General features: G+C 40.4%; 19 protein-coding genes and 1 other annotated feature. Of the genes, 15 read left to right on the top strand and 4 right to left on the bottom strand.

Annotation, left to right across the window (positions count from 1 at the left end; genetic code table 11):
- Positions 1 to 1,007: Ig domain-containing protein (locus WC639_03660; GenBank protein ID MFA6306875.1), on the top strand; the 1,007-nt coding region annotated here is incomplete at its 5' end.
- Between the two features lie 135 nt (positions 1,008 to 1,142).
- On the opposite strand, the gene WC639_03655 is transcribed toward WC639_03660, so the two are convergent.
- Positions 1,143 to 1,577 (bottom strand): divergent PAP2 family protein, encoded by a 435-nt coding sequence (locus WC639_03655; protein MFA6306874.1) that lies wholly within the window; start codon positions 1,575 to 1,577, stop codon positions 1,143 to 1,145.
- Position 1,578: 1 nt separating this feature from the next.
- Positions 1,579 to 2,451, bottom strand: a complete 873-nt coding sequence (locus WC639_03650) for a CAP domain-containing protein (protein MFA6306873.1) — start codon at positions 2,449 to 2,451, stop codon at positions 1,579 to 1,581.
- A 142-nt stretch (positions 2,452 to 2,593) separates the two neighbouring features.
- Between WC639_03650 and WC639_03645 the strand changes: the two genes are divergently transcribed.
- The 5 genes from WC639_03645 (at position 2,594) to rplL (ending at position 5,605) form a co-directional block, all read left to right on the top strand.
- Entirely contained in the window at positions 2,594 to 3,028 is a 435-nt protein-coding gene (locus WC639_03645; GenBank protein MFA6306872.1) for an adenylyltransferase/cytidyltransferase family protein, read from the top strand.
- A gap of 3 nt (positions 3,029 to 3,031) precedes the next feature.
- A complete protein-coding gene (gene mltG, locus WC639_03640; GenBank protein MFA6306871.1) occupies positions 3,032 to 4,039 on the top strand; it encodes an endolytic transglycosylase MltG in 1,008 nt (335 codons plus the stop codon).
- Positions 4,040 to 4,043: 4 nt separating this feature from the next.
- Positions 4,044 to 4,454 (top strand): hypothetical protein, encoded by a 411-nt coding sequence (locus WC639_03635; GenBank protein MFA6306870.1) that lies wholly within the window; start codon positions 4,044 to 4,046, stop codon positions 4,452 to 4,454.
- 38 nt (positions 4,455 to 4,492) lie between these two features.
- Positions 4,493 to 4,615 (top strand) — a sequence feature (ribosomal protein L10 leader region).
- 12 nt (positions 4,616 to 4,627) lie between these two features.
- The gene (rplJ, locus tag WC639_03630; protein ID MFA6306869.1) at positions 4,628 to 5,158 is read left to right on the top strand and encodes a 50S ribosomal protein L10; all 531 of its coding nucleotides are present in this window, start codon (positions 4,628 to 4,630) and stop codon (positions 5,156 to 5,158) included.
- A gap of 33 nt (positions 5,159 to 5,191) precedes the next feature.
- The gene (gene rplL / locus WC639_03625; protein ID MFA6306868.1) at positions 5,192 to 5,605 is read left to right on the top strand and encodes a 50S ribosomal protein L7/L12; all 414 of its coding nucleotides are present in this window, start codon (positions 5,192 to 5,194) and stop codon (positions 5,603 to 5,605) included.
- Positions 5,606 to 5,676: 71 nt separating this feature from the next.
- Here rplL and WC639_03620 read toward each other — a convergent pair whose 3' ends face one another.
- Entirely contained in the window at positions 5,677 to 7,968 is a 2,292-nt protein-coding gene (locus WC639_03620) for a hypothetical protein (protein ID MFA6306867.1), read from the bottom strand.
- 133 nt (positions 7,969 to 8,101) lie between these two features.
- Between WC639_03620 and WC639_03615 the strand changes: the two genes are divergently transcribed.
- The 6 genes from WC639_03615 to WC639_03590 all read left to right on the top strand — a co-directional run bounded on the left by WC639_03615 (position 8,102) and on the right by WC639_03590 (position 15,931).
- Complete coding sequence (locus WC639_03615; GenBank protein MFA6306866.1) at positions 8,102 to 8,737, top strand: hypothetical protein; 636 nt, start codon at positions 8,102 to 8,104, stop codon at positions 8,735 to 8,737.
- 290 nt (positions 8,738 to 9,027) lie between these two features.
- The gene (locus WC639_03610) at positions 9,028 to 12,189 is read left to right on the top strand and encodes a M23 family metallopeptidase (protein MFA6306865.1); all 3,162 of its coding nucleotides are present in this window, start codon (positions 9,028 to 9,030) and stop codon (positions 12,187 to 12,189) included.
- 405 nt (positions 12,190 to 12,594) lie between these two features.
- The gene (locus tag WC639_03605) at positions 12,595 to 13,053 is read left to right on the top strand and encodes a hypothetical protein (protein ID MFA6306864.1); all 459 of its coding nucleotides are present in this window, start codon (positions 12,595 to 12,597) and stop codon (positions 13,051 to 13,053) included.
- Between the two features lie 169 nt (positions 13,054 to 13,222).
- Positions 13,223 to 14,662, top strand: a complete 1,440-nt coding sequence (gene cysS, locus WC639_03600) for a cysteine--tRNA ligase (GenBank protein MFA6306863.1) — start codon at positions 13,223 to 13,225, stop codon at positions 14,660 to 14,662.
- Between the two features lie 14 nt (positions 14,663 to 14,676).
- On the top strand, positions 14,677 to 14,829 hold the full coding sequence (locus tag WC639_03595; protein ID MFA6306862.1) for a hypothetical protein: 153 nt from the start codon (positions 14,677 to 14,679) through the stop codon (positions 14,827 to 14,829).
- Positions 14,830 to 14,941: 112 nt separating this feature from the next.
- On the top strand, positions 14,942 to 15,931 hold the full coding sequence (locus WC639_03590) for a tRNA-dihydrouridine synthase (protein ID MFA6306861.1): 990 nt from the start codon (positions 14,942 to 14,944) through the stop codon (positions 15,929 to 15,931).
- A gap of 262 nt (positions 15,932 to 16,193) precedes the next feature.
- Here WC639_03590 and WC639_03585 read toward each other — a convergent pair whose 3' ends face one another.
- Positions 16,194 to 17,186 (bottom strand): CorA family divalent cation transporter, encoded by a 993-nt coding sequence (locus WC639_03585; GenBank protein ID MFA6306860.1) that lies wholly within the window; start codon positions 17,184 to 17,186, stop codon positions 16,194 to 16,196.
- A gap of 138 nt (positions 17,187 to 17,324) precedes the next feature.
- Between WC639_03585 and WC639_03580 the strand changes: the two genes are divergently transcribed.
- The 3 genes from WC639_03580 (at position 17,325) to WC639_03570 (ending at position 21,212) form a co-directional block, all read left to right on the top strand.
- Positions 17,325 to 17,831 (top strand): hypothetical protein, encoded by a 507-nt coding sequence (locus tag WC639_03580; protein ID MFA6306859.1) that lies wholly within the window; start codon positions 17,325 to 17,327, stop codon positions 17,829 to 17,831.
- Between the two features lie 101 nt (positions 17,832 to 17,932).
- Positions 17,933 to 20,473, top strand: a complete 2,541-nt coding sequence (locus WC639_03575) for a type IV secretory system conjugative DNA transfer family protein (protein MFA6306858.1) — start codon at positions 17,933 to 17,935, stop codon at positions 20,471 to 20,473.
- Between the two features lie 64 nt (positions 20,474 to 20,537).
- Entirely contained in the window at positions 20,538 to 21,212 is a 675-nt protein-coding gene (locus WC639_03570; protein ID MFA6306857.1) for a hypothetical protein, read from the top strand.
- Positions 21,213 to 21,395 lie beyond the last annotated feature (183 nt).

Genomic DNA, 21,395 nt, shown 5'->3' with positions numbered 1-21,395 from the left:
GCGGCAAGATCACCGGCACGCCTAACGTACCGGCCGGGGATTATGACTTTACCGCCGCGGCTAGAGATGAATTTTACGATCAAACAATCTCTCCCTATTCAGCCGAAACCACCAGAACTTTTACTTTAACCGTGGCTAATGAGAGTTTTATTGTCAATCCCATCCCCGACAGCACGATCTACACTTATCCGGCACCGTTTGTGTATTATGGCCCGGTGCAATTCAACGCTACGGCCAGCGTTACCACGCCCACGCCCGTAACTTACAGCCTGTTTAATAATCCGGCCTGGCTGACTATTAATCCAGCTACCGGCGCTATCCAGGGCACGCCCACAGACAACGTTAATGATCCAGGAGACAAAAATGTCATAGTCAGAGCCACTACGAACAATGGCTGTAATGTTATGGCCAGCAGTAATTTCACTATTCATGTTTTGGCTAATAGCTGGTGCGGGGACGGGGTTACTAATGGCGGCGAACAGTGTGATGGAGCTGGTACCGGCACCTCAATTAATAATCAGTGGGGTTGCACTAGTTGCCATTGGACCGGCGGTTGGTGCGGAGACGGGGTAATTAATGGTAGCGAGCATTGCGACGGCAGCAACCTTAATGGAGCGACTTGCGTAGGCTTAGGCTGGAGCGGAGGAAGTTTGAGCTGCAATAGCTCATGCCAGCCGAATACTGCTTCTTGCCAGTATACCTATTATGAAGTCCCGGCGGCTCGCGAGCATTATAGTAGTTTGGCTATTGGTGTTGGCACTATTTCTAGTGCTTATTGGAATATGAATATGTATGGTAGCACTTTTACCACCGGGTGGTGTGCTATTATGCAATCTTTTAATCAAATAAGTTCAACGCCAAATTCATCAACATTCATTACGCATACAAATTATGGGCCATCTTTTAGAGCGGTCTGGTCTTGGGGAAATTGCGCAGGCTATGCCGGAGGAGTATGCTCGGGATGCGATTATATTGGCGATGTATGGATATATAAATATCAAAGATAATAAGTGGTGTATTATTGTTATATCGGCGGCCAAGGTTGGCATGGACAATTATTAGGATTAGTTCGGCCGGCCGCGAGCACAAAAAACCGCCCTGTTTGAAACGGGCGGCTTTTTTATTAGAGCGGTTATCGCGGATTAAAAAATATAAAAGATAATCAGGCTGATTAAAAAGCCTAGCGCCGCGCCGGCGATAATTTGCGCCGGCGTATGGCCGATCTTTTCAACCAGAAGAGGATATTTTTCTTTAGTGATGATTTTATTATTGTTTAAGTCTCTGATTAAATTATTTAGAATTTGTCCGTGCTGTCCGACATAATTTCTAAGGCCTAGCGCGTCGCGGATGATAAAAAAACATAAAATTATAGAGACGAAAAATAGGGGAGAGCTAAAGCCTTGCGTAAGGCCGATGCTAGCAGTTAAAGAGATAATCATGGCCGCGTGGCTTGACGGCATGCCGGAGTAAGAGGAAATTGATTGCCAATCAAATTTTAAGTTGTTTGATTTTATGAAGAGTTTCGCAAACTGGGCGATTAAAGCGGCCGCCAGCGGCGCAATTAAAATTTGCAGCATATTATATGGCAGTAAGTTTATTAATTTTGAAAAAATAATAGTAGTATAAAGAAATTAAGAGATATATTAAAGTTAAAGAAGTAAAGATTATTAAAAAATTATTAAGCGAGGCGTAAGATTTAAGCTGTATAATAAATGTGTTCACGTTAGCGGCCGGATTATTTTCAGCCGGTAAAATTAATTTACTGTCATAGGCCGGCAGTAATTTTTGATTAAGTATGGAGTGGGTTAGTAAATTTTCCGCGCGCGCGAGTTCGTAATCGCTAAAATTTGTTTCTAAAAAATTAATATTTGAGTTAACGGAGCTTAGCCCGGAATCCAGCGATAAAGGCTGGACCGAACCAACCGGCGGCGCGCCGAATATTTGCACGACTATGGTTGTGTCTTGGCCCTGAAATTTTCCTTGAATAGCCGAAATGCCGATTTCTTTATAGTAAGGGCTTAAAATATTTTTTTTATGCAGTGGTGAATTTTTCCAAGCTTCCACTACGCCAGCGCTCGTTACAAAATCAATGGCTAAATTTTCACCCACGTAAGAATAATTATAGCCGGTTTCGCGGATCCATGAGGAAAATTTCCTGTCAGCAATATTATGCTTAAAAGTCTGGGATTCTAAAATGGCTTGGCCCTTGGCTATGGCGGCTTGAGTTAATAGCTGGTTGGCGGTTAAGGCATTAAGGCCGGCCTCCACCCTCTCTTGGTTGGTCAGGGCGATTATTTCTTCAGGAGTAATCGCGGATAGATAAGCCGAATTAGGCAATAAAAAAATCCCTACGAGCATACCCAATAGAGATAACTTGAATTTAAGCCTAATTGATTGTTTTGAGCCGCCGCCATATGCAAAAGCCAGCCGCCCGCTTATTTTTTTAACCATTTTTATTTTTATCTTTATTTTTGTTTTTTGTCAACTTTTGACTATAAAGTAATTATAGCACATTTTTCAGCTAAAAGCAAGCATTGTCAGAATTAACTTCATTTGATAAAATAATAATATAAAAATTAATCTATAATTAAACATGAAAAAGAAAATTACCGTAGCCGTCAGCGGCTATTTTAATCCTCTGCATGTCGGCCATTTAGAGATGATAGAGAAAGCTAAGAAATTGGGCGACCAGCTAGTGGTGATAGTTAATAACGACTATCAAGTAAAATTAAAAGGCAGAGTGCCATTTTTAAATCAGGCCGACCGGATGAAAATAGTTTCAGCCATTAAATGGGTGGATAAAGTTTTTCTTTCTATTGACCGTGACGCCTCAATCTGTAAATCACTAGCTAAAATAAAGCCCGATATATTTGCCAAAGGCGGTGATCGAAATGCGAGCAATATTCCGGAGACGCCTGTTTGTCGCCGTTTGAATATTAAAATAATAGATAAAGGCATGGGAAAAAAAATTCGTTCTAGTTCAACTTTAATCGCCGAGGCGGCTAAAAAAAGATCGCTTAAAAAATAATTTATGCTGAAAAAGTTAATAATTATAGTTGCGGTTATCGTGATCGGCGGTTTTTTATATTGGCAAAATTTAAATTCGCCCGTGGACGCTAACGGCCAAGAGCAAGTTTTTTCAGTGGGCAAAGGCGAAACAATAAATCAGGTAGCGAAAAATTTGCGTATAAATAATTTGATCAGGTCGGAATTTTATTTTAAGCATGAAATCGGCTCCGGTGATATTATTAAAGCCGGCGAATATTTAATCAGCCCGAAGCTAAGCGCTAAAGAGATAATAAAAATATTAACTTTAGGCGCGGCGGTCAGCCGGGAAAAATCCATTAGGATAATTGAAGGTTGGAATAATAAAGACATCGCTTCTTATTTTGAAAAAAATAATATCATCTCGGCTAAAGATTTTACGGCTTTAGCCGCCTCGCCGCTTAGCGGATGGAAATTCAGTTTCGCTAAGCCGGATTTTTTTAATGACGCGCCTAAGGAGGCGACTTTAGAAGGTTATTTATTTCCTGACACTTACCGCATATTTAATGATACCGCGGTTGAGGGAGTTATTTTTAAAATGCTGGATAATTTTGATAAAAAGCTAACGCCGGAAATGAGAGCGGAAATTAAAAGGCAAAAAAAGACGATTTATGAAATTGTCACCATGGCTTCGGTAATTGAAAAAGAAGTAAGGTCAACCGAGGATATGAAAATTGTTTCTGGAATTTTTTGGGACCGGATTAAAAACGGCCAGGGCTTAGAGTCCTGCGCTACACTTGCTTATATCCTAGGCGTTAGCAAGGCGCAATATAGTTATGAAGACACGAGGATTGATTCGCCTTATAATACTTATAAGTACCGCGGCTTGCCGTCCGGACCGATTGCCAACCCCGGACTTAACGCCATTAAAGCCGCGATCTATCCGGAATTTACCGGCTACAATTATTTTTTAAGCGACCCGTCGACCGGCAAGACTATTTACAGTAAGACCTTAGAAGAGCATAATATAAACAAGTATAAATATTTAAAATAATTTTATGTCGTCTAAAGATTTATTACTGGATTTTTTAAATTTAATTTTTCTCGTTTTATTAATAGCTTTTTGCGTTTTTTATTTTATCGCCGGCGACCGTTTCGCGATTTTTACGTTATTCATGAAAGCTATGGTGCCTTTGGCGTTTTTTGGGGTTATCTTTTTAATTAGGCTGAAAATGACCAGATCAGAAATAAAAAAGAGGAAAAGCGAAGACAATACTGAATTAGTGCTTTATCTTAATGTTTTTCATAAATTAATATCAGACATAATCGTTTTTACAACGCCGATATTATTGGGCCTACTGATTTATATGGCTAGAAGCTCTCTGGACGCGGCAGATGTAATCTTATTGATAATAGTATTCTTAATTATGTTTTTTTGGCAAAAATATTTGTTTAGCAAAGAAAAATAGGGCCGGGCTCTTGACATAAAATATAAAAATGTTAAACTATAAGTAAATTTAAATAGTCGCAGACAGCAGGTTCCTAGAAGAGGAATAAATCCTGCCGAGACAAAGCTAATCTTAGCTAATCTTTTAGTCTGCGCTTTTCGCAGATTTTTTTAATTTAAACTAAAATTTAGAATATGCCTAAGACAAAAGAACAAAAAAGAACGATTTTAAGAGAGCTGGGCGATAAAATCGCCAAAGCCAAATCCATTATTTTCGCCAAATACAGCGGTTTAACCGTTAAAGAAAACGAAGATTTAAGAGCGAAATTGCGCCAAGAAAATAATGAATATTACGTAGCCAAGAAAACTTTATTCAGCCTGGCCTTAAAAGACAAGGCAATCGCCGGCCTGGATATAAAGAAGTTTGAAGGGCAAATCGCCGCGATTTTCGGCTATAGCGATGAAGTTTCTCCGGCCAAGATAGTCGGCCAATTTAAAAAAGAAAAAGACAAAGAGGGAAAAATTGAATTTATCGGCGGCATTTTGGAGAATAAATATATTGGCATGAGCGAAGTCGCTAACTTAGCCACTTTACCGTCTAAGCAGGAGTTATACGCTAAGATCGTCGGTTCAATCAACGCGCCGGTTTCCGGCTTGGTTAACGCTTTAGCCGGCAATATTAGAAATCTGGTTAATGTCTTAAAAGCAGTCGGGGAGAAAAAATAAATAATTTATATAATAAATAATTAAACAAAATTTATGCCAGAAGAAATTAAAAACGAAGACACTCAAATTGAAGTGCCTGAAAAATTCAAATCATTGGTTGAGACCATTGAAAAAATGTCGGTTTTGGATTTAGCCGAATTGGTTAAAATTTTAGAAAAGAAATTCGGCGTTTCCGCCGCCGCTCCGGCCATGATGATGGCCGGCCCAGCCACGGCAGCCGCCGAGGTTGAAGAAAAAACCAGCTTCAACGTTGAATTAATCGAAGCCGGCTCAAATAAGATCGCGGTTATTAAGGCAGTCCGTGAATTAACCGAGATGGGCTTAAAGGACGCTAAAGATTTGGTTGACGGCGCTCCTAAAATGCTTAAAGAAGGCGTTAAAAAGGAAGATGCCGAAGCCATGAAAAAGAGATTGGAAGAGGCCGGCGCCAAAGTTACCCTAAAATAAGCGTTAAGAATTAAATAAAATAAAAACGTTCCGATTAGCGGAACGTTTTTATTTATAGATTCAATTAGTGTTTATTTATTTAAATGCACGGCCTCAATTGAATAAACCGCGGCGCCGTTTAAGAAATATATTTTTTTATTGGCTTCATCAACTTGAAAATCCGTTAAGCTACCGAATTTATCGCTGGTATATTGATTGATAAAATCACCGTTTTTATTAAAGACAACCAATCTTTTGCCGGCCGGCTCAAAAACATAAAGGTAATCCAGCTCTTGGGAGACAGTAAGTTTAGCCGCTTGGCTGAAATTCGGCTCAATCGGAGAAATTGAAAATTCTTGTTTTTTGCCTTTGCTGTATTTAGAAATTTCTCCGTTATTTTTTAAGAGATAAACATTGCCGTCAATATCAAGGCTAGTCGCGCCGGTTAAATCTTCCTGGGTGTTTAGCCAGCCAGCCGCGCCGGTTAGCTTAGAGTCGGTTTTTGAAAAACGGTAAACTTGCCCGTTAAGCGCGTCGGCCAGATAATAACGGCTATTGTATTGCTTAAAATCAATTATTTTCTGCGGTTTAACCGGATAGTCAATTTCCAAAATTGATAATTTTTCTGTTTTGGCGTCAAGAACAACAACGCTGCCGGCGTTAAAATATGAGATATTATTATTTTTATCAGCATTGGGGAAATCAAGCTTGCTTATATTTTGATCGGCCAAATTTATGGCCGTAACGAGTTTACTTTTTAGGTCAATAGTGTAAATTGAATTTTCTCCCGCGTCGGCGGCAAAGATTTTATCTTGGGCCAGCGCGATGTTGGTCGGTTTAGCGTTAGGGTTAAGGTTGATAAAATTAGCCACTTCGGTCGCGTCGGCGCGGATAACCCGGCTTATTTTTTCAATTTGTACTTGGTGCTTGGCTATCAAGGCGTTATATTGGTCTTTTTGCGCTTGGTTTTTCTGGGGCAATTCCGCTATCAGCGCTTTAACTTCTTCAAGCAGTTTTTTGGCCCCGGCCTCATTGTTGTATAACAGGCTGGCGTCAATTTGATTTTGTTTTTGCTCAATGGCCGCGGTTAATTGGCTGATAGCAGTTTGATCTTTGGCTTGCTTATTTTTTATGCCCTGCCAGGCCAGGCTAGAAGAAAAAATTATCAAGCAGAGCAAAAAGACCGATAGCAAGATTTTATTTATTTTGCCGAGATTTTTAAACCAGAAATATGATTTAAACGACGTTGTTTTAATTTTTAGGTAGAAATTTTTCGCGCCGGAAAGCGATTGATTAAAAAATTCGGCTAGCTTCTCTTTGCTCGTTAATAGCCTAAAAATATAAACGGAAAAACTGATTAAGAGAGCCAGATAATTTTTTAAAGAATTAAAGATTTTTTTAAGTGAAAACCAGTTTGACCTTTTTCCGGAGAAAATTTTATCTTTAAGTAAAAACGCCCGGCCGCTGATTTTATCGGTTCGCCCTAAGTTAAGGCGCCCGGTTAAGTTATTAAAAAGAGACGACCATTTTTTAGCGTTAATCAGCCCGGAAGGAGTAAGTAATTTTTCAGTCTGATCTTCCGTGGCGGTTAAGTTTTCAATGGAAATTTTAGTCGAGGCGGCCGGCGCTTTGATTTTTATTTCCGGCATTTCCAGGCCAGCGGTATTTTTTATGATAATTCCCAGAAAAGGCACGTAAGCGTTGATTTTGCTTAGCGTATTTTTAATTTGCTCGGCCGCGCTGGCCGGGGGCAGGGTAGTTATAATGCTGATAATCTGCTTGGCTGAAAGGTATTCGGAAAACGTTTCGTTAGTGAAAATAAAATAGCCGCCGCGGGGCAAAGCGCCGCTCGTGACGTTAGAAAATAGCTTGATTAAATTCGTTGGTTTTTTCGCTTCTCCTTTGTCCGTCTGCTCGGTGATATCGGCTAATTTATATTTGGCGCTGTCTTCGGCTTTACTTTTATAGACCAGAAGAGCTTTATTTTTTCCTAAATTGGAAAAATGCAAGCTGTCGTTATAGATTACGCCGATGGTAATATTGGCCAGACCGGGGTTTAATTTAATTTTCTCGCTTTGTAAAAATTCCGCTAATTTTTTATTAGTCTTAGCTAAAGCCGATTCAAAGATATGCTCTATCTTAATGCTCGAAACCCGTTCGCGCAGGATCATTTTTTCGTTTTGGTAATAATTATGGTTAAGGGTGTTAATTAAAAAATTAATGATTTTAAGGCTGTCGGCTTTTTTTGCTTCAATCTCAATCAAAGCAAACAGTTTTCCGGCTAAAGCTTCTTTATTGGCGTCCGGCTGGGCGATATAAATTTCATGGATTAGCTCATGGCGCTGGCCGGGAGTTATGATGAATTGGGCTATTTTGTAATTCATAATTATAAACAAAAATTAAACTAACATTGAAAAACATTAGCTTTGACTAAATGATAAGTTTATTATACAATAAATTCAGAGAAAAGAGAATAATGGATATTAGTTAAGATAAACCGCAGTAATAATTTAAAATATGCTAGAAAAATTATTCGGCTCAAACGCCAGAGTTAAAATATTAAAGCTGTTTCTCTTAAATCCTACGGAGAAATTTTATATCAGGCAATTATCTCGCGATCTTAAGCTTCAGCTTAATTCGGTTAGGCGGGAACTTGAGAATTTGGAAAAGTTCGGCATTTTAACGTCAGATATGAAAAATGAAGAAGAGGGGAAAGGCGCCAAGGAAGCGGCCGGCGGTCAAGCCCCCCTGTGCCAAGGCTCCGGAGGACAAGAGAAAAAATATTTCCGCGCCAATCCTAATTTTGTTTTATTCGACGAGATTAAGGCTTTAATCGTTAAAGCGCAGATTTTATACGAAAAAGATTTCGTGCGAAAACTTAACTCTATCGGCAAAGTAAAACTTTTGGTTTTAACCGGTATTTTCGTCAATAACCCCAATACCTTGATTGATATACTGATTGTGGGAAAAATTAATAAGATTAAGCTGGTAAAGCTAATCGGGGAATTGGAAGTTGAGCTAGGCAAAGAAATTAATTTCACGGTTTTTGACAGCCAAGAATTTAAATACCGCCGCGATATTACCGATATATTTCTCTACGGTATTTTAGACGGCAGAAAAATGGTGGTGATTGACGAGGTCGGATTGAGCTGATAAAAATTATTGTTAATTTTTAGATCCTCCTTAATCGGAGGATTTTTTAGTTTGGCCGTTTGCCAGCCTTGTTCGCGTTTAGAATAATTTTTGCCTCTGGGCCGCTTTAATTTGCCTAAAAACGGCAAACTCGCCTAACGGCTCAAACATGCCGTTTTTTTAACGGCAAATTCAAGCTAAAAATTATATGCCCGCTCGCAAGGCCGGCAAACGGTTTGTTCGCTAGTTATTTGACATAATGTTCAATATATGATATAGTAATAAGTTATTTAAATTTATAACTATATTATATGTTTAATACTTTAATATTAGCTAAAAAATTATTCATTTTTGCCGTAATTATTACTGTTATTATCGGTTGTTTAGCTATTAACGCGCAAATCGCCGGGGCGGCTTATGGCGTCAATTCTGAAATTAAACAGGTTAAAACTGCCGATAATCCAACGGTATATTATTTAGATCACGCGCGCGGAGTTAAAAAATCTTATGTAAGCGCTAAGGCCTTTTTAGCTTATGGCAATAAATGGAGCGATATTAAAGTTATCAGCCAGGCGGAATTAAATAAATGGCCGGAAGTTAAACTGGTTAAAGCCGGTAACGATAAAGCCGTTTATTATATTGCTAACGGCCGGAAAGCCGTAATTGAATCGGCCCAGCAGTTTATTGATTCAGGCTTTAAATGGCCGGACATCGTAACAATCGCCCAGGCCGACTTAGCCGAATATGATACGGCCGACTTCAAAGCCGCCGGCGCAATCGGAGATTATAGCGATAATCCGCTGTCGGTTGCTTTAGACGCTTCCAGTCCGGGGCCTGATTATTTGGCTATTGGCACGCAAGATAATTTAACGGCTGTTTTTAATTTAAAAGCTGACGGCCGACAGGTGGAAATTACAAATTTGGTTTTAGATTTAAAAGGCTTTTTTAATCAAGAAGTAATCAAAAAATTTTATTTAACCGATGAAAGCGATATTGAATATCCGGCTTATTTTAGGTTGCATGGCAGGCAGGCGATTTTTAATTTTACGAATAAGCCGATGGTTATTAATTCGGGTGAAACCAAAAAATTAAAAGTTTATGTAGATTTTAACGATAACTCGGCCGAGGTTGCTAATCAGGCCTTCTCGGTCGTTATCAGCCAGGCCGCGAGTATTACTGGCGCCAAAGCTTTAGGCGCCTTTCCTTTAGCCGGAGAAACCTTTAAGCTTATCTCCGGAGTCGGAGTTTTAGAAAGCGTTGCCGTTAGCGAGCAGTCTTTAGGCATTAATAATAATCAGGCGATTATCGGCTCAACGGAAAAAAATATCGGTAAATTCAATTTAGCTGAAACTTCCAGCCGATCCGATGTTTTCGTCAAAGAATTAAAATTTTCCAATCAGAGCAAGGTTATCGTGCCCAGTTTAAATAACTTCAAGTTAAAAAATAAAGCCGGCCAAATTATTTCTACCGTTTCCGAAGCGGCTGGCGATAAGGAAATAGTTTTTAAATTAAACAATTATAAAATCAAAAAAGGCGGCGATGAAACTTTCACCGTTTCCGCCGATGTTATCGGCGGCGACGGCAAGCTGATCAATCTTTATCTTAAAGAAGCTAAAGTTTTAAGCTCCCAGGGAAACTATAGCTTGTATGTCAGTATAGCCAATCTTGAAGAAAATATAACCATTAAAAGGGAAGCGGTCGGCGTTACGGCCAAAGAGCTAAAGGCCAATAATAAAGTTTTCACCAAGCAGACCGGCGTAATTATCGGCAATTTTGAAATCAGGAATAATAACCAAAAAATAAGCTTAAATCGCTTGACTTTTAGTTTGGAAAAAAATAGCGCCTCGCCTAATTTAACCGGGGTTATCTACTTGGTTAATTATAATAGCGGCGAAGTTTATGATAATTTTGACGGCGATGAATTTAATAACGGCAAAGCTAGCGTTGATTTAGGCGAACTGAATTTAGCGGCCAAGCAAAATTTAGTTGTTGCTTTAGTCACTAAGGTGCCGGAGAGCGTGTCCAACGGCGGCTATTACAAAATAATTTTAAACAGCCTTGATTATAGCATTGGGAGCGGCGCTTCCTTCTCCGATACGGTTAATATCGCCGGCGCTAAATTAATGATCAGTAAATCCAGCCTTTATCTTTATCCTAATAATGACTTAGGCGATCAGGCTTTTATCAAGGGGCAAAAAAATATTAAGATCGCCAGCTTTATCGTAGAGGGCGCGGCCGGCGGCGATACTAAAATAACCGATTTGACTTTTGCCCGCGGCGGCGCTAGCTCGGGCGTGATTTCTTTTGACAACGGCTTCAGCAATTTAAAGTTTTATATCGGTTCAACCAAAATTAAAGAGATTAAAAATCCTTATTCAAATGACTTAACCGCCGCCGGCTTTAAATATATTTTAAAGTCAGGCGCCAGAGCGGAAATAAAAGTTTACGCCGATACGGAAACCGACCTTAAAGCTTCGGAAGTCCAGTTGGCGATCAGCAATTTAGCCGCGGTTAACAATAATTCTTTAATACCGGCTGTGGTTAATAATTTAAATGTTAACAGCCATAAGACCGCTTTCGGCCCGGCCTCGGCGGAGATTACCAAAGTTACCGAAGGCTTCGTAACCAAGGGCGAAAATGACAATGTCGTCGCCGGCTTTAAAGTTAAAAATTCAGGCATTGAAGATTTAAAGTTAGAGTCAATTACCATTAATTCGGCTGACCGGGAATTAACCTATAGCTTAGGCTACAGCAATTTAAAAGTAATTAATCGCGATAAGCAAAAAACCGCCGGCAGTACGATTACCCGGCCGGTAGCCGGCGCCAATAAAATCAGCTTAGGCGGCTTTGTAGTTAAGGCCGGAGAAGAAGCCGTCTTTGATGTCCATGTTAAAACCAGCGAATTAATCGCCGATAAAAATATGGATATTTATTTCAGCGATTTTAAGGCGCGAGGCAAATCTTCAAAAGTCAGCGCGCTTATCAACGGCGACCCGACTGACAGCTATAAATTCACCATCGCTACCGGCGCCAGCGAAGATAACGGCCAGCCTAATAATGGTACGGCGAAAACGTTTATTAAGCCGGTTAGCGGCGCCATAACTTACGGCTGGCATGACACTAATTATCCTTATAAAGATTCTGTCGGCGAACATACGGGCATAGACATAGCCGTATCCCAAGGCACTTCGGTCAAGGCGGCCGGCGCCGGCACGGTCATTGAAGTTGTCGACGGCTCAAGCGATCAGGCGAGTTATATCGCCATCAGCCACGGCAACGGCCTAATAACCAGATACGCCCATTTATCGCACCTTGACGTTAAAGTCGGCGACCAGGTTAAACAGCGCGGTATTATCGGCTTATCGGGCGGCAAGCCGGGTACGCCCGGCGCCGGACCATATACCAACGGAGCGCATCTGCATTTTGAAGTATTGCTAAATGGCGCGAGCGTAGATCCGGAGAAGTATTTGTAATATATATTTTTTGTCATCCCCGCGGCTAGCCCCGTGAAATGCAGAGCATATTTCACTGAGGAGGCGGGGATACAAAAATAAGCGGTAGGAAAATTGAAATAATATTGTAGTTATACGTTAGGCTTGGAAAAATTGTTTTTTTTGCTTAGACGAAATTTGGGCTCCCTGCGGTCGCTACAATTTCGTATGCGCGATAAAAACAATTTTTCCAAGCCTAACTGCAGTAATCTCACGAAAATTTCATAAATTTAGCCCAATCAATAATATAACAACATATTAATTTTTACTTTTTGCCCGTACGTAATACTAACTGCGGGCGAAATTGTGAAAAGTAATGCGCGGTCTTTTTAAATAACAAGCTATTATAAACATAAAAACGCCGATAAGGCAAAAAAGGAGGAAAGAATGATAAAATTATCCGGTGGGGTAAAGATATTATGTTTAGCAGTTCCGATTCTTATGGCTATTGGTATAGTATTGATGTCAATTTTAGTTAATTCGGCATCAGAAACTATTAATCCCTTCTTAATTTTTTTTCCAACCATCTGTGCGGCGGCCGGGGCTTTTATAGCAGGGATATTAATTAGCCAAAATAATAAATTTGGCAAATTGGTGCCCTTCAATGAATTAAAGCCGGGAACAACTTATAAATTTGATCGAGCATATTATTTAAAAGGCGCCGATGAGCCAAGTATCTTGTCGGTATATGATAAAGATCCGAACAGTCCGATATATGTCGGGTTTTTACCGAATTTTTTACTAAAAAGGGCAGAGGAGTTAGCAACCTTTAAAGTCCACTCCGTGCCCGAGGCAAAAATACCGGAGTATAATGAAGTTACGAATGTGGAGTATATTGAAAAATAAAGTAACTCCACCTATACGGCCGTACGGAAGATTTAATTTCCGTACGGCTTTTTCTTGCCTAAAAAAGGGCGGTGGGGTAGAATAAAAACAAGGTAAAATCCCCCCGCCCGCCTCGCAAGCGAAGCGTTGCGGGCGCGGCCTAACCCCCTTTAATAAAGGGGGCAAAATTATGAATAAACTATTTTTATACAATACGCTTAGCCGCAAAAGAGAGGAATTCAAGCCGATTAAAACCTCACCCCGACCCTCTCCTTATAAAGGACAGGGGGCAGTCGGATTATATACTTGCGGGCCCACGGTTTATAATTACGCCCATGTCGGCAATTTAAGGGCTTATGTTTTTGCCGATATTTTAAATAGAGTTTTAAAATATAATTTTGGCGAAAAAAAAGTTAAATGGGTTATGAATATTACCGACGTTGACGATAAAACCATCAGGGATTCAAAAATAAAATATCCGGACATGCCCCCGATGCAAGCTTTAAAAAAATTTACGGCTGAATTTGAAAATTATTTTTGGCAGGATTTGGAAAAATTAAATATTGAAAAACAGCAGATTAAAATAACTCGAGCGACTGAATATATTGAAAAAATGCAGGAGTTAGTCGCGAAAATTTTTAAATCCGGCTTAGCTTACATAAAAGACGGTTCGGTTTATTTTGACGTAGTTAAATACAGCCAGAAACACAAATACGGCTTATTAGTTGATATTGACGTCTCAAAATTAAAATCAGGCGCTAGGATAGACAGCGATGAATATGAAAAAGACAATGTTCAAGATTTTGTTTTATGGAAAGGGCAAAAACAAGGGGAGCCGTCATGGCAGTTTGAGCTTGACGGGCAAAAATTACCCGGTCGGCCCGGCTGGCATATTGAATGCTCGGCCATGGGCCAGGCCGAGTTAGGCATGCCTTTTGACATTCACACCGGCGGCGTTGATTTAAAATTTCCTCATCATGAAAATGAAATACACCAAAGCGTCATCGGATATAAATGCAAAAGGCCGGTAAATTATTGGCTGCATAATGAATATTTGTTAGTGGATGGAAAAAAGATGAGCAAACGGTTTAATAATTTTTATACGCTTAAAGATTTGGCAGAAAAGAAAATCAGCCCTTTAGCCTTTAGATTTTTATGTTTACAAACCGGCTATGGCAAAGTAATGAATTTTAGCTGGGAGGCGCTAGGGGCGGCAACGGAAGGATTAAAACATTTATATAATCAGCTAAAAGAGTTAAAAGTTAAAAGTATAAAGTATAAAGTAGCAAGTATAAATTCTAATTTTAAAGAAAAGTTTTCGCGGGCGATTAACGATGATTTAAATACGCCGCAAGCGCTAGCTATAATCCAAGAAGTTTTAAAGTCAGAGATTAAAGACGAGGAAAAATTAGCGACGATTTTAGATTTTGATAAAGTTTTAGGGTTGGGCTTGGCCGGCGCGTTAAAAGAAGAAAAAGTTCCGGTTGAAATTGAGAAAATAATCAGAGCCAGAGAAAAAGCCAGGCAAGATAAAAATTTTGAAGAATCGGATAAACTGCGCTGGCAAATTGAAAAATTAGGCTATAATATTGAAGATACTAAAAACGGACAAAGAATTACGAAAAAATAAAAGGAGGAGTGCTCATGGAAGCAATTATGAATTTTTTAAGCAGAACAGGTATCTGGGAATATATTGCGGCAGTTTTTTTAATTACTGTTTGTACCGTCCCATTTGTAGAAGCATTTAACCAAGCACGGCACTCGCGCCCTGAAAACGAAGAGGGGGATGAGGAGTAATTATCAACCGCGCGCTGCTTCTTAATCAGAAACGGCGCGCATTTTTTATTCACCCCGTTAGAATTAAAATATAAAATAGTTGAATCACAAAATCATCAAATTTTCAAATTATATGGTTAAACAAAAAAATATTGCTTCCAATAGGGTAAAAAATTTTTGGTCCTCCTTCGCCAAGGCTACGCAGGATAAATCAAAAATAAAAAAACCAATTTATGCTTTGGCGCCTATGGCCGGAGTAGCGGATTCGGCCTTTCGGCAAATCTGCAAATCATTCGGCGCCGACGTTGTTTACAGCGAAATGATCAGCGCCACGGCTATCGTTTATAATTCTAAGAAAACTTTAGCATTAATGAAGTTTGATAAAAAAGAGCGGCCGTTCGTGATACAGCTGTTCGGCGGCAAGCCGGAGCACTTCGCGCAAGCCGCTGAATTTATTACCGGAAAGATTAAGCCTGACGGTATTGACATAAATTTCGGTTGTCCGGTAAAAAAAGTGGCGAGACAGGGAGCCGGCGCCGCACTGATGAACGATTTAAAATTAGCGCGTAAAATTATTGAAGCGGTAATAAAAAATACTGATTTGCCGGTGTCTATAAAATGCCGTTCAGTGGTTGGACGGATAACGGCTTTGGATTTTCTGGAAAGCATAAAAGATTTGCCCGTAGCCGCTGTCATGATTCATGGCAGGAGTTTGGCGCAAGGACATAGCGGCAGCGTGGACTGGGAAATAATTAGGCAGGCTAAAAAATATTTCAAAGGGATTATTTTAGCCAACGGGGGAGTTAAAGACCGAGCTAGCGCCGAAGAACTGTTGAATAAAACCGGCGCGGACGGCCTAGGCATCGGCCAGGGCGCCTTAGGCAGGCCGTGGATTTTCTCGCAACTCGTAACTCATAACTCGCAACCCATAACAAAAAAATTAATTTTTCAAACAGCTTTAAAGCACGCGGAACTAGCCTATAAGTTAAAAGGCAAGCAGGGGATAATTGAAATGCGCAAGCATTTATGCTGGTATGTGTCCGGGCTGCCTAATGCCGGCAAGTTAAGGCAGGAATTAGTTAAAGTGGAAAATATAGAGGATATTAAAAAGGTTTTAAAATAAAAATAACTTTTAGTGATACATCATGTTCAGTTAACGCTTCGCTAGGACTTACTTTTTATGACTAAAAAGTAAGCAAAAAGTCTCGGGGGTTTCCGACCTGCCTCGCCGGCAGGCAGGTTGGCTATCTTATTGATTTATCTTCCTGCTGTAAGCCTTGGCGCCAACTCCAACCCCCGAACCCCCGGGTGATTTTGAATTTTTTTTAATTTAAAAAATCCGACAGCAGTCGGATTTTTGTGTTAGGTGCAGTTGGCTGTGAAATCTACAGCCATTTTTTCTTTTTAAATAGTAGCAGCATGGATAGCCCGGCCAGGCCCATGATGCCCAAAATTATCCAAAAGTTATTCTGGTAATTGATAAAGGGCATGCCCTGATCGGCTTTTATGCTGAAAATCGCGGCGATCAGAGTTAAGGAGGAGAAAGTCACGTAAAAAATAGTCAAAGTTTTCATAATATTGCCTAAGTGGTAATTGGCTATTGATTCGTAAGAATCATGGAGCACTTCAACCATCTCCCGCTGGTTTTCTAAAGTTTCCCAAATATTTTTCGTCTGTTCAATCAGCTCGCCGTAATATTTTTTTAAGTGTTCCCGCGGAATAATGCTTGATTCCATGGCCATCAGCTGTTTAATGATATTTTTATGGTTTTGCATGATTTTGCGGGTATTAATCAGGTTGTGCCTTAGGTTAAAAATCAAGGCGGCTGATTTTTTTTGGTCTTCGCTTAAGATAATCTGCTCGGCGCGCGCTATGGCGATGCTGTTATTATCTAAAAGTATGTAGCTGTATTTAAGCAGTTTGTTTAAAATTTCATAAAGCAAAATGGCCGAAGATTCAAATTCGTAAGACAGGAGCGACCCCGAATCCTTTTTGCATAAATTAAAAAAATCATTCAAGGGCTCAATCGGCGCGCTCGGCAAGCTTATTAAAAAGCCATGGCCGATGAAGAATTCAATTTCCGCGGCCATAATCCGGCCGTTGTTTTCTGGCTTGTCGCTCGGATAATTAGCCATGACCGGAAAGTGCAAGATCATGAAGATATAATTCGGTTCGCGGGCGATAATCGGCCTTTGGGAGTTTGATTTGGCCGAGGAAGCGGCGAGCTGGGACAGTTTAAAATTATATTTTTTTCTCAAAAATTCAATTTCCGCCTTACCGGCATTATTAATGTTTATCCAGTCAATTGAATGGGTTTTTTGCGGATTAGCGATGGTAACTTGCTGGATGTTTTTAGAAATTTTTTTGAATTTTGGCATGGGAATATTGATAAGAGATTTAGTTGGTTTTATTATAGCATAATTTTATGGAAATGTGGAAATATGTTTGGCGATTTTAATTTTTTATTATTTTATGTTATAATATCATTACTTCTAAACAAGTAATTTTTTAATCATATGGCGGATATTAAACCGGAGATAGCGAGCGGAGAAAAGCTTTCGTTAAATGAAAAGCCTTTGGTTGATGGCGATAAATTAAAACAAAGCCTGGAGCGGATTGGCAGCGAAGAAAAAATAAATAATCTGGAGCAATCCAGGCAAACGGTAGCAAGTGAAATCGCGCAGGCGGAAAACCGGCCCGCGGCCGTTATCGCACCGGCGACCGGTATTATCGCTCCGGCGGCCAGACGGCAGAAGCAGGTGGAGAATATTTTGGTTTCAGGCCTGGCGGACATTTATTTAAGCTTAACTCCGGCCAAGCGCCAAGAGTTTAAAAAAGCCGGAGAAGAGACCGCCAGAAAAATCAACCAGCTTTTAAGCAAGGCTAAAGTGAATATCGGCGATATCATCAAGCTGATTAAAAAATGGCTGATGCTCATACCCGGAGTGAATAAATATTTTTTAGAGCAAGAAGCCAAGATTAAGGCGGATGAGATTATGAAAATGAAAAATGAAAATAAATAAGTAAATTTTTTTTGTCATTCCGGCCTCCGAGCCGGAATCCAGGTTTTGGCGTTACAAATGAGTTTCTGGATTGCGGGTCAAGCCCGCAATGACGGATATTTATGGACTACGGGCTATCCGGACAAAACACTAAAATTATCAATGACGTGAGCTTAAGCGTTAATATCGACGGCTGGCTGGTTTATTTATTAGTGGCCGCTTTATTTGTTATTTTGTTTTTTATCGCCAGAAAAATTATTTTATGGCTGGCTTTAAATTCAAAATACCATGACCACGTAATTTATCTTTTACGCGTGCCCAAGGAAAAGCCCAACGAAAAAGAGCAGCAAAATACCCAGAATTATCTTCAGCATTTGCGCGAAGAAATTTCCAGGGGCGAAACTATTTTTAAAGCCATCGGCGGCCTTAAAGCTCAAGAATGGCATAAAAATTTTTCCTGGCTACTCGGCCGGAACGACCATTTTTCCTTTGAAATCGTAGCCGACCATAAATTTATTTCTTTTTACGTTGTCGCGCCCCGCGCTATGGGCCGCTATCTTGAACAGCAAATCCAGGCTTATTATCCGGAAGCGGTCCTAGAAGAGGCGGAAGATTATAATATTTTCAGCCCTCGCGGACGAACCATCGCCGGCTTTATCAAGCCTAAGCGCGGCTTTATTTTTCCTTTGAAAACTTACAATAAAATGGAGGCCGACCCTTTAAATTCTTTGGTTAACGCCATGTCAAAGCTGGGCGAAGAAGAAAGCCTGGCCATCCAATACGTCGTCAGGAGCTCCCGCCCGGGCTGGCATAATAAAGTCAACCGGGTGGTTTCGGCGGTCAACCAGGGTAAAAAATTATCCGAGGCTTTATCGTCCGGCTTATTCTCTAAAGCTTTGTCATTTTTCGGCGATTTAATCAACGCCGCCAAGCCGAACGCGCAAGCCAATAAGCCGGAAAAGGAAAACCGCTTAACCGCCATGGAGCAGGAAGTTTTAAAGCTGATTGAAGAAAAAAATTCCAAGGCCGGGCTGGATGTCAATATCAGGCTGGTGGCCAGCGCCCGAGATTCAATCCGCGCCAAAGTTTTTTTAAATAATATGATCGGCGTTTTCAGTCAGTATAATTATTACCAGTACGGCAATGTTTTTACCAATAAAATCCCTTTTTACAATAATTACATCCAAAAATTTTTAGTTAAAGATTTTATTTACCGGCGTTTTAAGCCAAGCGCAGGCTTTATTTTAAATACCGAAGAGCTGGCCTCGCTTTATCATCCGCCTCTAGCCAGTGCGGAAACGCCGAATATCCGCTGGCTCATGGCCAAATATTCGTCCGCGCCGTCTAATATCCCGGGCGAGGGGATAATTTTAGGCAAAAATATTTATCGCTCCGTAACCACGGAAATAAAAATGAAGCGCGAAGACCGGCGCCGGCATACTTATGTCATCGGTAAATCCGGCGTGGGCAAATCGGTTCTGCTCGCCTCCATGGCGATTCAAGATATCATTAACGGCGAAGGTGTCTGCGTGATTGATCCGCACGGCGATTTAGTTAATGACATAATAAGCCGCATTCCGCCCGAGCGCGCTGATGACGTGATTTTATTCGCGCCGGCCGATACCGAGCGGCCGCTAGCTTTAAATTTATTGGAATTTGACCCGCGCTATCCGGAGCAAAAAACTTTTGTCATTAATGAAATGATCAAGATTTTTGATAAATTATACGACCTGAAAGCTACCGGCGGGCCGATTTTTGAGCAGTACATGCGAAACGCCATGCTCCTGGTTATGAGCGATCCAGGGAGCGGTTCAACTTTAATGGAAATTCCGAAAGTTTTAGCCGATCCGGAATTCAGGAAAATGAAATTGGAAAAATGCCAAGACCCGACCGTGGTTGATTTTTGGCGCAAAGAAGCGGAAAAAGCCGGCGGGGAAGCGGCTTTAGCTAATGTCGTGCCATATATTACCTCAAAATTGACTTCGTTTATTTCCAACGATACCATGCGCCCGATAATCGCCCAGCAGAATAGTTCGTTTAATCTGCGCGACGTTATGGATACAAAAAAAATCCTGCTAGTGGATTTATCCAAAGGCCTAATCGGCGAGATGAACGCCCATCTTTTAGGCATGATACTGGTCGGAAAAATTTTAATGTCGGCTTTATCGCGCACCGACCAGCCGCAAGAAAAAAGAGTGGATTTTTATTTATACATTGACGAATTCCAAAATTTTACCACCGATTCGGTTAATTCCATCTTAAGCGAAGCCAGAAAATATAACTTGAATTTAATAATCGCGCACCAATATTTAGGCCAGCTGGTAAAAAATCAAGACACTTCCATTAAGAACGCGGTTTTCGGCAACGTCGGCACTTGGCTCCTATTTAAAATCGGCTCGGAAGACGCGGAAACCATGGCTAAAGAATTCGCGCCAGTCTTTAACCAGTATGATTTAATCAATATTGAAAAATACACGGCTTATGTTAAATTATTGGTAGATAATACGGCGACACGGCCATTCTCCATGTCCACGATTTGGCCTTTGCCCGGAATCAAGCGGGAAGATTTAACGGCTAAAATTAAATCCCTCTCCCGGCTTAAATACGGGCAGGACCGGAATATAATAGAAGCGGAAATTATGAATCGGGCGAAAAAATTATGATAGCTTTACAAAATTGATGTTTTTAGTTAAGATTAGTATAATTAAAACTTAAAAACAAAAATTTATGCCAAACCAAAATAAAAACATAGACGATGATTTGGACTTAGAAAATGAAGCCGAAAATCCGGAAATTAAAGAATATTTAAGCACGGATCCGCCTAAACGGCCGGCTAAAGAAGAAAACATCACTATCGCTAAATCAAAAATGGTTTTAGCGAAAAAGCTGCTCATAAATATTAAGGAAAATAACGAACGTTTAATCCAGCTTCTGTCCGGCAGCTTATCCCCGGAAGACGAATCCGCTATCAGCATCGCCCAGCTAAGCGATGATAATTTTGACTCGGGCGAAGAAAGTTTAGGCGAAGCCCGCGTGATTGAAGGCGTGTTTGACGGGGAAAATATGATCGGCCCGGACGGCAAGCAATACAGCGTGCCGGCCAATTACGCTTCCAAGTCAAAATTGGTTGAAGGCGATATTTTAAAACTTACCATAACCGCGACCGGCACTTTCGTCTATAAGCAAATCGGGCCGATTGAACGGGCCCGCGTGGTCGGTACGCTGGAACGCTCCACGGCCGGCGAATATTTCGCTTTGGCCGACGGAAAAAAGTGGCGGCTCTTAACCGCCAGCGTAACCTATTATAAAGGCGAAAGCGGGGACGAAGTCGTTATACTTGTGCCGAAAAACGGCGAGTCAAAATGGGCGGCGGTGGAGAATGTGGTTAGGCAGAAAGAATAATGATGGACGGATAACGGGCGAAACAAAACATTTAATTTATTTTTTAGTCTTTAAAATTTTCAATTTTCAATTTTCAATTTTCAATGAATTTTTAATTTTTTAATTTTAAAATTAAGAAATTGAAGCATTGTTTAGAAATTGGAAATTAGAAATTGGAAATTTTTATTTGGCAAAATTCACGAA

The sequence above is a fragment of the Patescibacteria group bacterium genome, from assembly GCA_041662965.1.
GTDB lineage: Bacteria > Patescibacteriota > Patescibacteriia > Patescibacteriales > GWC2-42-12 > JACPHD01.
This window is presented reverse-complemented; position numbering and strand designations above follow the sequence as displayed.

Coding starts and splice junctions, on each gene's coding strand:
- WC639_03655 (MFA6306874.1), bottom strand. CDS start 1,577: ATGCTGCAAATTTTAATTGCGCCGCTGGCGGCCGCTTTAATCGCCCAG.
- WC639_03650 (MFA6306873.1), bottom strand. CDS start 2,451: ATGGTTAAAAAAATAAGCGGGCGGCTGGCTTTTGCATATGGCGGCGGC.
- WC639_03645 (MFA6306872.1), top strand. CDS start 2,594: ATGAAAAAGAAAATTACCGTAGCCGTCAGCGGCTATTTTAATCCTCTG.
- mltG (MFA6306871.1), top strand. CDS start 3,032: ATGCTGAAAAAGTTAATAATTATAGTTGCGGTTATCGTGATCGGCGGT.
- WC639_03635 (MFA6306870.1), top strand. CDS start 4,044: ATGTCGTCTAAAGATTTATTACTGGATTTTTTAAATTTAATTTTTCTC.
- rplJ (MFA6306869.1), top strand. CDS start 4,628: ATGCCTAAGACAAAAGAACAAAAAAGAACGATTTTAAGAGAGCTGGGC.
- rplL (MFA6306868.1), top strand. CDS start 5,192: ATGCCAGAAGAAATTAAAAACGAAGACACTCAAATTGAAGTGCCTGAA.
- WC639_03620 (MFA6306867.1), bottom strand. CDS start 7,968: ATGAATTACAAAATAGCCCAATTCATCATAACTCCCGGCCAGCGCCAT.
- WC639_03615 (MFA6306866.1), top strand. CDS start 8,102: ATGCTAGAAAAATTATTCGGCTCAAACGCCAGAGTTAAAATATTAAAG.
- WC639_03610 (MFA6306865.1), top strand. CDS start 9,028: ATGTTTAATACTTTAATATTAGCTAAAAAATTATTCATTTTTGCCGTA.
- WC639_03605 (MFA6306864.1), top strand. CDS start 12,595: ATGATAAAATTATCCGGTGGGGTAAAGATATTATGTTTAGCAGTTCCG.
- cysS (MFA6306863.1), top strand. CDS start 13,223: ATGAATAAACTATTTTTATACAATACGCTTAGCCGCAAAAGAGAGGAA.
- WC639_03595 (MFA6306862.1), top strand. CDS start 14,677: ATGGAAGCAATTATGAATTTTTTAAGCAGAACAGGTATCTGGGAATAT.
- WC639_03590 (MFA6306861.1), top strand. CDS start 14,942: ATGGTTAAACAAAAAAATATTGCTTCCAATAGGGTAAAAAATTTTTGG.
- WC639_03585 (MFA6306860.1), bottom strand. CDS start 17,186: ATGCCAAAATTCAAAAAAATTTCTAAAAACATCCAGCAAGTTACCATC.
- WC639_03580 (MFA6306859.1), top strand. CDS start 17,325: ATGGCGGATATTAAACCGGAGATAGCGAGCGGAGAAAAGCTTTCGTTA.
- WC639_03575 (MFA6306858.1), top strand. CDS start 17,933: ATGGACTACGGGCTATCCGGACAAAACACTAAAATTATCAATGACGTG.
- WC639_03570 (MFA6306857.1), top strand. CDS start 20,538: ATGCCAAACCAAAATAAAAACATAGACGATGATTTGGACTTAGAAAAT.